This is a genomic window from Microcoleus sp. Pol12B4, from assembly GCF_036701385.1.
Taxonomy (GTDB): domain Bacteria; phylum Cyanobacteriota; class Cyanobacteriia; order Cyanobacteriales; family Microcoleaceae; genus Microcoleus.
Map to the genome: position 1 here is coordinate 1 of NZ_JAUBQR010000015.1, position 15,465 is coordinate 15,465.

6 protein-coding genes are annotated in these 15,465 nt (G+C 45.5%); 5 read left to right on the forward strand and 1 reads right to left on the reverse strand.

The genetic code is table 11. From position 1 onward, the window contains the following. Positions 1-108: 108 nt before the first annotated feature. Positions 109-8,181: a tetratricopeptide repeat protein gene (locus QUA38_RS03935; protein ID WP_333159393.1), complete on the forward strand. Its 8,073-nt coding sequence runs from the start codon at positions 109-111 to the stop codon at positions 8,179-8,181. Between the two features lie 108 nt (positions 8,182-8,289). On the opposite strand, the gene QUA38_RS03940 is transcribed toward QUA38_RS03935, so the two are convergent. After that, the gene (locus QUA38_RS03940) at positions 8,290-11,502 is read right to left on the reverse strand and encodes a glycosyltransferase (protein ID WP_333159395.1); all 3,213 of its coding nucleotides are present in this window, start codon (positions 11,500-11,502) and stop codon (positions 8,290-8,292) included. Positions 11,503-11,675: 173 nt separating this feature from the next. Here QUA38_RS03940 and cobA point away from each other — a divergent pair, with 173 nt between their 5' ends. The 4 genes from cobA (at position 11,676) to QUA38_RS03960 (ending at position 15,419) form a co-directional block, all read left to right on the forward strand. Continuing rightward, a complete protein-coding gene (gene cobA, locus QUA38_RS03945) occupies positions 11,676-13,247 on the forward strand; it encodes a uroporphyrinogen-III C-methyltransferase (protein WP_333159397.1) in 1,572 nt (523 codons plus the stop codon). Positions 13,248-13,431: 184 nt separating this feature from the next. Continuing rightward, complete coding sequence (locus QUA38_RS03950) at positions 13,432-13,623, forward strand: DUF2281 domain-containing protein (protein WP_333152845.1); 192 nt, start codon at positions 13,432-13,434, stop codon at positions 13,621-13,623. After that, on the forward strand, positions 13,610-14,002 hold the full coding sequence (locus QUA38_RS03955) for a type II toxin-antitoxin system death-on-curing family toxin (RefSeq protein ID WP_333159399.1): 393 nt from the start codon (positions 13,610-13,612) through the stop codon (positions 14,000-14,002). Before QUA38_RS03950 ends, QUA38_RS03955 begins: the two co-directional genes overlap by 14 nt. A 226-nt stretch (positions 14,003-14,228) precedes the next feature. Then, positions 14,229-15,419 carry a tetratricopeptide repeat-containing serine protease family protein gene (locus QUA38_RS03960; RefSeq protein WP_333159401.1) on the forward strand — a complete coding sequence of 397 codons (1,191 nt, stop codon included), beginning with the start codon at positions 14,229-14,231 and terminating at the stop codon, positions 15,417-15,419. Positions 15,420-15,465 lie beyond the last annotated feature (46 nt).

A 15,465-nucleotide genomic window follows, 5' to 3' on the forward strand; every position in this document is an offset into this window, starting at 1 on the left:
CTGCTTTCTTTTGCTCCTGACTGGCGTTGGCTGCTGGATCGTGAAGACAATCCTTGGTATCCAACTGCGAGGCTTTTTCGCCAAAGTCAGCCGGAAAGTTGGCAAGAATTGTTTGACGAAGTACAGGCAGCTTTGAACTCTTTTACGCTCGCCAATACTGTTAGTTATTCAGAAGATTCAGCCAAAAAATCGCTTGACTTCGTTTCACTAGCCATGACTGCTAATAATACGCCCGGCCTCGATTCTGTGGCTCTCAAAAAGACAGGTGCAAGCTTGGTAGATGAGAGCAAACACAAAATTGTTGCTGCGAGCGAAGCATTAGGTAAGGACTCCGCAGTCCACCCATTATTGGGGAGTGAGACATCGGGGGCGATCGCAACAGGTGGGGATAACCCTGTTGTTTTAGAGGATTTATTGCGACAAGCAGAACATTTAATGGAAACAGGTGATCGGGAAGAGGCGATCGCCCTTTACGAGCAGATTATATCTATTGAGCCAAATTGCGTTCAAGCGCGGATTAATTTTGGTTTTCTCAAGCAAGAAAAGGGCGAATTAGAGGCTGCTATCCCGCATTACCAAGAAGCTTTAGCCATCGATCCAAACATTCCTCAAACAGCTTACAACTTGGCAAAAATTTTTGAGGAACAAGGTCAAGTGTCCGAGGCGATCGCACATTACGAACAAGCTCTTGTAGCTCAACCCGATTTCGTACCCGCCCTAATTAATTTAGCGGTGGCGCTGCAAGAAAAAGGCGAACTTGTAAGGGCGATCGAGCTGTACCGGCGAGCGCTGGAAATTCATCCGCATAGCTGGGAAGCTTACAACAATCTGGCAACAGTGTTGCAAGAACAGGGCAATTTAGAAGATGCGCTGGAGTATTATCACAAAGCTCTAGAATTGCTGCCGGATTTTGTGGAAGCTATCAACAATTTAGGCAGGACATTTCTGGAAAAAGGCGCGGTAGAAGATGCGATAGCCTGCTACAGACGAGCGATTCATTTAAGTCCAAATCACGCTAGCGCTCACCTGAATTTATCCTTGGCTTTGTTGTTGGTGGGAGATTTGGAAAATGGTCTGGCAGAATACGAGTGGCGCTGGCAAATTAAAGAATTTCACACTGGTCATTCCTGTTTTTTGGCGGGAGCGGATAATACTGTTTCGGCGAGAGAATATCGGCCGCTATGGGACGGTTCTGATTTGGTGGGAAAGACTATTTTGCTGCACGCCGAACAAGGTTTAGGCGATTCGCTTCAGTTTATTCGCTACGCTGCGATCGTCAAAAATAAAGGCGCTAGGGTAATTGTTGGCTGTTACCCGCAATTGCACCGTTTGTTTGCAACGGTTGACGGCATTGATTTGCTAATAGTTAAAGGCGAGCCACTGCCGGAATTTGACGTGCAAGCGCCGATGTTGAGTTTGCCCTATATTATCGGTACAAAGCTGGAAACAATACCAGCAAATACTGCTTATTTATCTCCGCCTGCGGGTGCTGAATTTACGCTTCTGCCCGATCGCACTTTGAAAGTTGGCATTGTCTGGGCGGGGAATCCAAAACACCGCAAAAACCAGCAGCGTTCTTGCAGTTTGAGTCAGTTTCTGCCGCTTTTGGACGTTTCGGGGGTAAGTTTTTACAGCTTGCAGAAAGAGGTTTCCGAGGCCGAGCGCGCGCTGTTGAATCAAACGTCGATCGTAGATTTGAGCCCGCATTTTGGCGATTTGGCCGATACTGCTGCTGCGATCGCCAAACTGGATTTAGTGATTAGTGTTGATACCGCTGTCGCCCATTTGGCGGGGGCTTTGGGCAAACCGGTGTGGATTTTGCTGGCGTTTTCGCCGGATTGGCGGTGGATGTTGCAACGCGATGATAGTCCTTGGTATCGGACGGCGCGGCTGTTCCGGCAGCATCAACGGGGCGGCTGGGAGGACGTTTTTGAGCGGGTTGCGGAAGCTCTAGGCGCGGTTGCTGCAGCATTTGTGCCGGCGGATGTGGCGGATGAAGAGTTTCGGTTGGGCGTGGATTTGCAGCAGCAAGCCGATTTTGGCGGTGCGATCGAATGTTATGAGCGAGCGATCGCAAGCGATCCTAATTACGCAGCCGCGCACAGCAATTTAGGCGTGCTTAAACAGCAAGCTGGCAGGCTAACAGAGGCGATCGCCCACTACCGACAAGCCCTCTTCATCGACGGGAATTTGGGGGAAACTGCGAGCAATTTGGGCAGCGCGCTCGCGGAAGCAGGGGAGACTGAAGAGGCGATTGCACAATATGAGCGGGCGCTTTCTTTGAACCCGAATTGCGCGGAAGCGCTGATCAATTTGGGTCTGTTGCGAGAAGAGCAAGGGGATGTGGCGGAGGCTATAAGCTGCTACGAGCAAGCAATTCAAATCAATCCTAATTGCGCGGTGGCTTATTTAAATTTGGGAATTGCTTTGGAGACACAAGGGGAGGAAGGGAAAGCGATCGCGAATTACGAACGGGCGATCGCGATCGAGCCAAATTATGTGGACGCCCTGAACCGTTTAGCATACGCCTCGATCCGACAAGGCAAAATTCCAGATGCGATCGCCTACCACGATCGAGCTTTGGCGCTGCAACCAAATTTGGCAGAAACCGAACTCGCTTTCGCGACTTCGCTGTCGAGCCCAGATAAGTTGGATGAGGATCTAGCTATTTGCCAGCAAGCGATTCAGGAATTGCCAGCCAGTGCACAGGCTTACTGCAATCTGGGAATTGTTCTGCACAAACAGGGCAAAATTGAAGATGCGATCGCCTGCTATCAGCAAGCTTTGAGCCTGAAACCCGACTTTCCAGAAGCTTTGAACAATCTCGGCAAAGCTTTTGAGGAAGCGGGAAAAATGGCAGAGGCGATCGATTGTTACCGTCGGGCGATCGAACTCAAACCCGGTTATATCCATCCCCTCACCAGTTTGGCAAGTGCTTTGCACGATCGCGGTCAACTTGCAGATGCTGTCACCTGCTACAGCCAAGCAGTAAAATTCAATGTCGCTAACCCCGAAGCTCACCTAAATTTAGGTTTAGCTTTACTGTTGTCGGGAGACTTTCAGCGCGGTTTTTCCGAGTACGAATGGCGACTCCTAGTTAAAGAAAAACAGTTCCGGCGACACAACTTTATTCAGCCACTTTGGGATGGTAAAGATTTAGATGGAAAAACTATTTTACTTTGCCCGGAACAGGGTTTAGGCGATGCAATTCAGTTTATCCGCTATGCAGATTTAGTCAAACAAAAAGGTGGTAGGGTAATTGTTTGGTGTTTGCCGGACTTGCAGCGCTTGTTTGCACAACTTTCAGGAATCGATGCGCTAATAGTAAATCCAGAGGATGCGCCAGATTTTCAAGTGCGCGCGCAGCTAATGAGTTTGCCTCACCTTCTAGGAACAACTTTAGAAACTATACCTGCCAAAGTTCCTTATTTAGCTCCGCCGCCCCATGGGGAATTCACTCTCAGTCCAACTCCTAATTTAAAAGTAGGGATTGTGTGGTCTGGAAATCCTAAAAATTCCCAAAATAAGGTGCGATCGTTACCTCTAACATTGTTGACAAAACTGTTAGATATTCCCGGAGCAGATTTTTACAGTTTGCAACAGGAAATGACAGCAGACGATCGCGCTTTCTTAGAGCCAATGCCCGTAACGGATTTAAGCTTTTATTTGCACGACTTGGCGGATACTGCTGCAGCAATCTCCGCTCTGGATTTAGTGATTTCTGTAGATACTTGTGTGGCACACTTGGCTGGTGCTTTGGGCAAACCCGTGTGGATTTTGCTCTGTTTTATTCCGGATTGGCGGTGGATGTTGCAACGCGATGATAGTCCTTGGTATCCGACGGCGCGGCTGTTTCGCCAGTCAACAGCGGGAGATTGGGAAGGAGTTTTAGAAGAAGCTGCTTTGGCGCTGAGAGAAAGAATTTGTGGGCATCAAAAATCTCGAAAACCAATAGAAACTGATACCAATATTGAACTATCTCAAAAACAGTTCACTCAGGGCAATATTCTCAAGTTGCAAGGAAGATTTTCCGAGGCAATCGCTTATTTTAAAAATGCTTTACTTTTGCAGCCAAATTCGATAGAGGTCACCACTAATTTGGCAGTGACTCTGCACCAAATAGGCAATTTAGCCGAAGCTGCCACCTATTATCACCGCGCGATCGAAATCGCCCCTAACTGCGCTCAAGCGCAGAATAACTTGGGTATTTTGCTGCAAGAGCAAGGCAATATAATGGCTGCTATATCTTGCTTTCAAAAGGCGATCGCCCTGAATCCGGTTTACGTCAAAGCTCTCAACAATCTTGGCGCGATACTCCAGCAGCAGGGCGAGTTGCCGAGTGCGATCGCGTGTTTTCATCAAGCACTTTCCGTCAATTCTAATTACGTGCCCGCGCTGGTAAATTTGGGTGTGGCGATGCAAGCAAAATCTGAGCTACCCGATGCCGAAAGCCTTTACCAGCGTGCAATTGCCGCAGAACCAAACAATCCTATAAGCCACTATCACCTGGGAACGTTATGCTTGGGTGCGGGCAAAATCGAACAGGCAATTTCTAGCTTGGAACGAGCAATATCTTTGAACCATAATTATCTAGAAGCTCTCACTAATTTAGGCAGTGCTGTAGAACAATCAGGAGACGTAAATAGAGCCATTTGGTGTTACACTAAAGCCCTCGAAATTGATTCAAATTGTGTTAAAGCTCACTTCAATTTAAGCTTAGTCTTGCTGTTGAGTGGGGACTTGCCCCGCGGTTTAGCTGAATACGAGTGGCGCTGGCAAACCGAACAGGCAAAAAAATTACCACGCTTTAATTTTGACCAACCAGTTTGGGATGGTTCAGATTTGAACGGGCAAACTATTTTACTTCGATCCGAACAAGGTTTGGGCGATGCGATTCAATTTGTGCGATACGCGGCAATTGTGCAGCAAAAAGGCGGCAAAGTAATCATTTCTTGCTATCAAGAACTGAAGCGTTTATTTAAGCAAATTCCTGGGATTGAACAAGTGGTGGTTCGGATGGAGGAATTACCCGACTTCCAAGTGCAAGCACCACTGATGAGTTTGCCGTATATTCTGGGAACAAATTTAGAAAATATACCGGCTAATGTTCCTTATTTAGCTGCGCCGCCGAATTGGCAATTTTCCCTAAACTTTGATGGCAATTTCAAAGTTGGGATTGCCTGGGCGGGAAGTTCAGAACATTTGAAGGATTTTCAGAGATCGAGCGATTTAAACTATTTCCTGACATTGTTAGATATTTCCGGTGTAAGTTTGTACAGTCTTCAGAAAGAAATATCGGTTGACAATTGTAGTTTGTTAACTCAAATTCCCGTGATAGATTTGAGCGACAATTTGAACGATTTTGCCGATACTGCGGCGGTGATATCGCAACTAGATTTAGTAATTTGCGTGGATACTGCTGTCGCGCACTTAGCTGGTGCTTTGGGTAAGCCCGTATGGATTTTGCTGTGTTTTATGCCGGATTGGCGGTGGATGTTGCAACGCGAAGATAGCCCTTGGTATCCGACGGCGCGACTGTTTCGGCAGCAAACACCGGGTGATTGGGAGGAAGTATTCGATCGCATAAAAACAGCGTTAAAATACCTAACTTCTACTCGTTCCCAAGCTGTGGCTGGTAAGGAAGATACTGAAGCCTCGCCTCGATTTTCTTTATCGCCCGCACAGGTACAATTTCACATAGCAAATGCCTTAGAAAAACAAGGTAAAAAAGCAGAGGCAGTCGCTCGTTACGAACAAGTAATTGCCGCCTCACCCAGCCACGCCGAAGCCCACAGTTATTTAGGTTATCTCAAACAGGAAAACGGGCAAATAGCCGAGGCTATTGCTCATTACCAAAAATCGCTAAAAATCAATTCTAACCATGCTGAAACTAACTTATATTTGGGTTCTGCCCTCGAAGAACAGGGACAAGTCGCAGAAGCGATCGACTTCTACAATAAAGCAATTCAACTACGTCCCAACTCACCAAATTGGCGCTTGAGACTAGCATTAGCTTTGCTTTTAACTGGGAATTTTGATGCTGGTTTTGCAGAGTACGAATCCCGTTGGCAAACTCAACAATTGGATCGGCGATCTTTTGAGCAACCACTTTGGGACGGCTCGGATTTGCAGGGAAAGACAATTTTATTGCACCCCGAACAAGGTTTTGGCGATACGATACAGTTTATCCGCTACGCTCCTTTAGTTAAGCAAAAAGGTGGCAAAGTTATTGTTGCTTGTCATGTCTTGCTGAAGCGTTTGTTTGAAGGAATTGCAGGAGTTGAGCGAGTAGGAGTCAGGCCGAGCGATTTGATAGATTTTCAAGTGCAAGCCCCGCTGCTAAGTTTGCCGCGAATTCTGGGAACGACTTTGGAAAATATACCGGCGAATATTCCTTATTTAGCCCCGCCACAGGATTTTAAATTTTCCCTACCGCCGAACAATAAACTAAAAGTAGGTATTGTGTGGGCGGGCGGCCCGCTGCACCGCAACAATCATCGGCGATCGTGTAAATTGAGCGATTTTGTGAAATTTGTAGATGTTCCGGGAGTGAGTTTTTACAGTCTTCAGAAAGATTTGTCAGGGGGCGATTCCCTACAGGATAGCTGCGCTTCACGCACTTTATTAAAGCAACACAAAATTGAAGATTTGAGCGAACATTGCGTCGATTTTGCCGACACGGCAGCAATTATTTCGCAACTCGATTTAGTAATTTCCGTAGATACTTCTGTCGCGCATTTGGCCGGTGCTTTGGGCAAACCAGTCTGGATTTTGCTGTCTTTTGTTCCCGATTGGCGCTGGATGCTGGAACGCGAAGATAGCCCTTGGTATCCGACTGCGCGGTTGTTTAGGCAGCAAAAAGCTGGTGATTGGGATGGAGTTTGCGATCGTATAAAAGCAGCCTTAGAACACTTAATCTCTACTCATACCCAGGCTCAGCCTGCTAAGGCAGATTCTTATGCTCCGCCTCAAATCCAACCCCCAGAAACTCCCCCACAAATTACAGGAATCGGCATCACTTGGCCGATCAGCATCACCAGCGGTTGGGGAATTTACGGCGTGAATTTAACTCTACAACTGCTGCAAAATCCAGCCTGGCAAGTTGCACTTTTAGCACCGCCATCCATCACCTCAGAAGCGATGAATCCGCTGCATAAATCCCTGTTATTACCTGTAATTGAAAAGCAAAAAAGTTTTCAGGAATTAGTAGCAGCAAATTCCGACAAACAAATCAGTTGTAATTTTCCCGTACTTTACGCTTTGGGGAATAATTTAGCATCCTCTGGAGTTGACAATCAAATTACCAGCGCTTGTCAAATAGGAGTCATATTTTTTGAAGACACGCGAATCACAGCAGAAGCACTAGAAACAGCCAAAAAATATAGCGCGATTGTCGCAGGTTCCAACTGGAATGCGGATGTTTTGAGAAGCTACGGCTTGACTAATGTGGCGATGGTACATCAAGGAATTGACCCAACAATTTTCCATCCTGCACCCAAATCTAATCTATTTGGCGATCGCTTCGTCATTTTCTCCGGCGGCAAACTGGAATATCGCAAAGGTCAAGATATTGTAATTGCAGCTTTCAAACTATTTCGCGCCCAACATCCAGAGGCTTTGTTACTAACAACATGGCACAACTTCTGGCCTCAGTATATGCTAGGAATCGAACAAACCGGAAACGTTGCCGGACTTCCCAATATCAACCGCGACGGAAGTTTAGGAATTTCCCAATGGTTAGTGGCTAACGGTTTGCCAGTTGACTCTTTTATCGACATCGGCTTAATTCCCAATCACCTCACCGGACAAATTATGCGAGAAGCAGACTGCGCTGTTTTCACTAACCGCTGTGAAGGCGGCACTAATTTAGTCGCAATGGAAAGTATGGCCTGCGGGATTCCGACTATTTTATCAGCAAATACTGGTCATTTAGACTTAATTTACAGCCACATTTGCTATCCTTTATGGAGCCAAGGACGAGTTAAACCGACTGCTCCTTTTTGCGGTGTTGAAGGTTGGGGAGAGTGTGAGGTTGCAGAAGTTGTCGAGGCTTTGGAACAAATTTATACTAATCGCGAAGAATCAAAAAATCGGGGTTTTGCTGCGGCTAACTTTATGCTCGATTGGACTTGGGAAAAACAAGTTAAGCGCTTTATTGATGTTATATCAAATTCGCTTTAAAAATCATCTTTTTCCGGTGAATAGAATTAGCTACTACACAAAGTTTAGTTAGCCTAAGCGTTGGCGCGCTAACTTCGCCCAGGCGAACTAAAGAATAAAGAATCCAGATTAACTTGCGATTTGTTCCAATAGCTTTTCAGCACTATTCACGCTTTCCATATCGTAAATTTCCCGGTTGTAACAAACAATTTGTGCTACCAACTTATGATGATATTGCTGAGCTTTTGCCAACATAGAACCCTGATAACGCCTATAGTTGACAACTACTTCTCTCGTTCCCAAAAAGGGAATGTTGTGTTTGTGGCAGTTAACCCAAAACTCCCAATCTTCGTAACCTTCCTTCATCTCAACTTTGTAGCCGCTGACCAAATCCAAAATAGATTTGTGATAGAGTGAAGACGGGTGAATCATGTTAGATTGCTTGATATTTTCGGGAGAATACAACTCGTAACTGGGTACGGTGCGATTTTCAGTGCCAAACATTTGATAAGAACCAAATGCTACGCAAGGTACATTTGATTTTAAACATATTTCTAAAAGGTCAGTCAAGGCGTTTTTAGCTAGGATATCATCGGCATCTAAAGGCATAATGTATTCACCATTGGCTGCTGCTATGCCCGCATTTCTAGCACTTGAAAGCCCTTGATTTGTTCGTTCTACAAGTCTAATTTGATATTGGGAATTTGCTCGTATTAAATTTTGGGCAACTATGCTAGTAGTATCTAAGCTGCCGTCATTGACAATGATAATTTCCCAATTTTTGTAAGTTTGGTTAATCACGCTAGTTACTGCTTCCACCAAAAAATGAGATTGATTGTAGCAGGGAATAATCACAGAGACCAAAGGTCGATCTGCGAATTGTGGCGATGCTGTAACTTGTTTGACACTTTCTGATTGTAAATTATGTGCCGAATTTCTCGCAGTTTGCAAGCTGTAAAAATAAATCTTGGGATGGACGATGGCTAATTGATTCAGATCGGTATTTTGATATTCATTTACTAACCTAGGATATCCCGACAAGTATTCTTGGTTAACAAAAATCAAGATATTCTGAGCGTACCAAGGCTCTACTTTGTTATTGTTCCATATTTTTTTTCTCAAACAGTCAATAACTACATAACCCTTTTTCTGAAAGTAATAAACCCAATATTGTGGCCACTGTTCGTTAACGTGTTCGACGCCTCCTTGAAATGGTATTGCAGCCGAAAACAGAATCACTGGTGCTAGTTGAGTGAGAGAATTAACAAAGTTTTCGGCACAGGTAGCCGGCAAATGTTCGGCAACTTCCAGAGAAATTGCTAAGTCAAATTTTTTGTTTATTTGCAGCGGTTGCTTTAAATCGGCGGATTGGAACTGATTTAAAGGAATTTGTAAAATAGTGCGATCGACATAATCACCATCTATTCCCAAACACTCAGCAATTCCCAACTTGTGGAACGCAGCTAACCAACTTCCCGTACCGCAGCCCACATCTACCACACTTTTAGGTAAGATGGGTTGCAGCAAGTCTAACAGCAGGGGAATAATTTCTCTAGCAGAACTGCGAGTTCCTTCTCCGATTAATTGGTAAAAATCTCTTGTATAAGATGACTTTTGGTTTTGATTAATTGGGCTGGCTGTTTGAGAAATTGTCTCTAAACTGCTAATATTGTAACCGTGCAAATGTCCGGGCAACTGCCAGGAAATATTGGGGTCTGGTTGATGTTTTACTGGCTCGACATTGCCCCGCCAAGCAGCCCCCATAATTTGCATTGTTTGATATACTACCGTTTGCCACCCCCTTTGCTTCAAGTAATCTAAACCTTTACCAACATCTGGAGCGGTTAAATCGTGAAATAAAATTATTGCATCTTCCTCCGCCAATTTTTCACACGCAATGGCATCATTTAACGGCCCATCACCTCCGTGTTCTCCGTCAATAAAAATTAACGACCATTTGCGGTTGAATTGAGCGGAAAATTCTTCTACTCTTTGGGGGCTATAGCCGGGTATTAGCTCGACTGATGTTTGAACGCCCGACGCATTTAGAGCACCTTGAATTGAATCGATTACACTTTGTCTGATATCTTCTCTTTCTAACAGCGGATCGACGACATCTAACTCAACTCCTGCGAGGACTAAGTGACAGGCAGACCAACCCAGCCAGCAACCTATTTCTAATGCTTTTTTACCTTTGAATTGCAGGGCTGTATTGTAAAGGATGTGGGCTTCGTCGCGATTCAAAAACCCGATGAATGGATAGCGCTTGTCTGCATACCAATTATGCGGAACTTCCCGGCGCAAATAAGGCCAGTTACTCGTATTTTGGTCGGCAATAATCATATGGGGGAAATAGGAGTCAGGTATAATTATTTGGAACCCTGGCGAGACATAATCCCCTGGATGTAATAAATTATTTTTGCTAATTTCAGGTTGTTGGTAAGTCATTTTCGGTTCTTGAATTATTTGTATTGCTTCCTGTTTTTTAGGTTGATAACGGACGCTAATTTCCAGTAGGTCGCCGTCAGTTGCCATCAATTGTACTCGGTCAAACTGCTGGCGTCCAGCTAAATGCAAAATGCCGATCGCCTCCTGCGGCAAGTACGGCTCCACAAAACAGCCTCGCTGCTTGTCCCAAACCGGAAAACCGTTGAATATCCAATTGCACCAAGCTGGGAGCAGTTCAGTCAGATTGAACAATTCGCCACTGTAAACAGCCAGGTTGAGGGCAAATTGGTCTGTCATGACACAGCCTGATCTCTGCAATCCTTGATGGAGTTTTTCAGCCCATATGTCCCAGTGCAAAGCATCTTTTCGGAGGGCAAAAACTCCGGCATTTAAGATCGGATAACTGTAGAATTTATTAGCAATTTCTTCACCAAAGTTAGCTTCGTATTGTTGATAAACCCACTGCCAAAACTGAGGAAGTTGCCCGTACTGCTGCAAGCTCGCCCTGTGAACTTCGGGAACAATTGCCAGCCCTCGGCGCGATGCTCCTTGAACCAACAAATTAATTGCTCTCCAGTCTTGAACCCAAGCATCCGCATCTATCCAAAGGTATATATCAAAATTGGGAAAGTATTTTCGTAAACAAGGTCTAACTAATAGTCCTTTTAAATGTTCGGGAGCTTCATTTCGGCCAGGAAAGTCAAATTCCCAATCGGGCTTTTTAATGATATTAACTTGTGTTTTTAGCCACTGCAACTGTTCGAGAGTACAGCCGAGATCGAAAAAGCCGATCGCCACATTTTCGCCCTCGGGTTTTTCCCGCACCGATAAAATAGTACCTCGCACCAATTCAAAGTAATTTGCATTGGCGGCTGTGATGATGATAATCTGCATAAATAGCGGGTGGAGGCGGGTTTATTTAACCTGTTTGCACCGTTGAGGGCAAGGGGTGAACCCGCCCCTACAGGCTGCTTGAAAAATCTGATTAAATTATAGGGTAGGGTAGGGTGCACCGAAGCACCCCAATATTCATAAAAGTATACTATCGAGACGATCGAGGAGGACTTATGAAAAACCACAAAGGGAAAGTTTATCTAGTCGGTGCAGGGCCAGGAGATTGTAACTTGATGACAGTGCGATCGCACAAACTGCTATCCCAAGCCGAAGTCTTAATCTACGATGCTCTCATCGACATCCCGCAACTAGAATTAATTCCAGCAACTTGTCGGAAAATCGAAGTCGGTAAACGTGGTGGCAAACCTTCCACTCAGCAGCAAGAAATCAACCGTTTGCTGGTAGAACATTGCAAGTTAGGCAAACAAGTCGTGAGGCTAAAAAGCGGCGATCCGTTTATTTTTGGTCGTTCTAGTTCCGAAATTCAAGCATTAATCACAGCGGGTTGCGACTTTGAAGTAATACCCGGAATTTCATCAGCCTTAGCCGCACCTTTATTAGCAGGAATTCCTCTGACTGATCCGGTAATGAGTCGCTGTTTTGCAGTGATGAGCGCCCACGAACCGGATGCTCTTGAATGGGAAGCTTTAGTGCAGATAGAAACTTTGGTAATATTGATGGGAGGGCGAAATTTAAGCGAGATCATCTGGCAATTGCAAAAGCACGGACGATCGTCCGAAACTCCGATCGCCATTATCCGAGATTGTGGCCGCCCCGAACAGCAAATTTGGCTCGGCACTCTGTCCAACATTGTACAGCAAACAGCAGGTCAATCTCTATCGCCTTGCGCGATCGTAATTGGGGAAGTAGTCAGATTGCGCGAATATCTAATCCAGCCAGAAAGCACAAATATGATCGATACACCAGTAACCACTAATAACAGCAAATTGCCACTAGCAGGAACAACCATTTTAGTCACACGATCGGTTTCTCAGTCGGCTGAATTTAGCGATCGACTCCAGCAACAAGGAGCTCGCGTTATCGAAATGCCCGCCTTGGTAATTGGGCCGCCGTCCACTTGGGAACCATTAGACAGTGCGATCGCACAATTGTCAAGCTTTCACTGGTTAATTCTCACTTCCCACAACGCTGTAGACTGCTTTTTTCAACGATTACAAGCAAAAGGCAAAGACGCCCGCAGCTTGTTTGGTATTAAAATCGCGGTTGTCGGGAAAAAAACAGCAGAAAGTTTGCGATCGCACTCTCTACAACCAGACTTTATTCCCCCCAACTTTGTCGCCGATTCCCTAGTCGAGAACTTCCCCGGCAGCTTGCAAAACTGCAAAATCCTATTTCCCAGAGTAGAAAGCGGCGGCAGAGAAGTTTTAGTTAAAGAATTCACCGCCAAAGGATCCCAAGTAATAGAAGTGCCAGCTTACCAATCTTGCTGTCCGGAAAATATTGATCCGCTCGCCCTATCCGCACTCCAAAATCAAGCCGTAAATATTATAACATTTGCAAGTTCCAAAACTGTGCATAACTTCTGCAATCTCATAGAAAAAAGCCCAGAATTGTCCCTGTCTAAAGATTGGTTGGACAGCGTTTGTATCGCATCCATCGGGCCAGAAACTTCTAAAAGCTGTCAGAATTTATTGGGTAAGTTAGATGTGGAAGCCAAAGAATACACGTTAGACGGATTGACTGAGGCGATCGTCCAATGGGTTGCCGAATATCAAAGTTCGTAAGTGCGATCGAACAGCCGTTAATTATCTAATCTGTAGGTTATAAAAGGGTTATAATACCAATTTAAAAAAATTCCGTGTAAGGACACGGCAGTGCCGTGTCCCTACAGATGGTCGCTTACAATCTCTCGGTTGCAAAACTTTTATGAATTAGGATAAAATTTTTGTAAAATAGCTAGGAGGAAATATGACCGCAAAAGACCAACTTCTTCAAGAACTAGACCAAGTACCAGAACCTATGTTGAAAGAAGTGCTTGAGTTTGTACTAGCCCTGAAGGCAAAACAGCCTGTAAAATCAGAAAAAAGTGATGTTTGGAACGCTTACCTAGCATCTAAAAAAGAACGAGAGGAGGTTTACCGTCGCCTTGCCAACTCCTAAATTTCTATGTTTAGAGGAAGTGCTAGAACTTCATGACGACCAAATTTCTAGCTTTAGCGGCACTCCCGGCGTCAGAGATGAAGGCTTGTTAGAGTCGGCTTTGGCTCAACCGCAAGCAACTTTTGGCGGTCAATTGTTGCATCCGACAATTGCCGAACAAGCTGCTGCTTATCTTTATCACATAGCGATGAATCATCCGTTTATTGATGGTAACAAGCGATCTGCTTTTGCAGTGACTGATACCTTTTTGCGTTTGAATGGTTGCGCTCTGAATTTGACGGACGATCGAGCATATGATTTAGTCATGCGAGTAGCACCGGGAACGATGACTAAGGAAGAATTAAGCACGGAGTTCGAGTCATGTATTGTTGAGTTTTAATAAGTAAGCTGGGCAGCCTGCATGGAGATTAATTAAGGTACGCAGGGCGCACCATACATTGAAATAGCGAATCGCGGAACAAAAAAGCGAGTAAAATTATCACTAAAGAACAAAGCCGAGATCCTTTGCGTCAAATCAGTAATAAAACTAAACAGAAAAAAACACAAACCGCCGATCGCCCTTTCTCCCGCAAATCCCGCTACCCAACTACTAATTAGCAATAGCCATGAATATAAATTTTTCTCGTTACGACACCTTAACCACCCTGCTAGCAGGAACTACCGCAGCCTTAACCATAGTCATCAGCCAGCCCGCGATCGCCAAAACTCCCCAAGAAGTCGCCAGCATTGCCGGGCCGCTGACTGTACAAATTAACAGTTCGCTAGGAGACGGTTCTGGCGTAATTATTGCCAAAAACGGCAAAACTTACACAGTTTTAACAGTCAATCACGTCGTAGAAAAAGCAGACGTGAAATACACCGTTCGCACGTCGATCGGCAAAAACTATCAAGCAACCTCCGTCACCCGTTTGCAAACCGCCGAAACTGACCCGGATTTAGCCGTAGTCAAATTTGAAAGCCCCGAAGAATATCCAGTCGCCACGATCGCAGATTCTGATCAAGCAGTCATTGGCACCCAAATCTTCGTTTACGGCTATCCCGCTACCGGCGGACTTTTCGGCGCTGAACGAGAACCCGAACTCTCTCCCGGACTCGTTACCAGCCGCCCCGGCAACCGCCCGGAAGGTTATACTTTGCGGTATCAGGCCGTAACTTGGAGCGGCATGAGTGGCGGCCCAGTTTTCGACTCCGAAGGCCGAGTCATCGGTTTACACGGACAAGGGGAATTCGGTTTTGCTCAAACCAGTTCCGGTGAAGTCGCCCCGATTAAAACCGGATTTAACGCAGCAGTTCCAATCAATACATTTATCGCGAAGCTAGTGGCGGCGGGAATAAACCAATCCGAGTTGAAAGTAGACAATACTCCCCCAACGAGCGGCCCGGTATCCACCGCTAATCCGCAAGACGCTCAAGCCTATTATTTTCGAGGACTTTCCCTGTTAGATCAAGGAGATGCTTGGGAGGCGATCGCCGATTTCAACAGAGCGCTCGCTTTCAAGCCCAAATATACCCCTGAATTGTATTTTAATATCGGTAATGCCCGCACTTTCATCACCGCCGGCTTGGCGCAAATCGAACCCACACGCGGTTCCAATGCTATTCAAGCATACACGCTGGCGATCGCAGCCAATCCCGGTTTTGCCGACGCTTATTACAACCGAGCTTTAGCTTACCTGGACAACAAAGACCAACCCAAAGCAATTGCCGACTTTCAGAAAGCAGCGGAACTTTACAAGCAAGGCGGAAGAACGAGTGCGTATCAAGACGCGCTCAGCAGAATCAAACAATTGCAGTAGAATTAGAAGTTAACAATTAAGAATTAAAAATGAGATTCTTCATTTT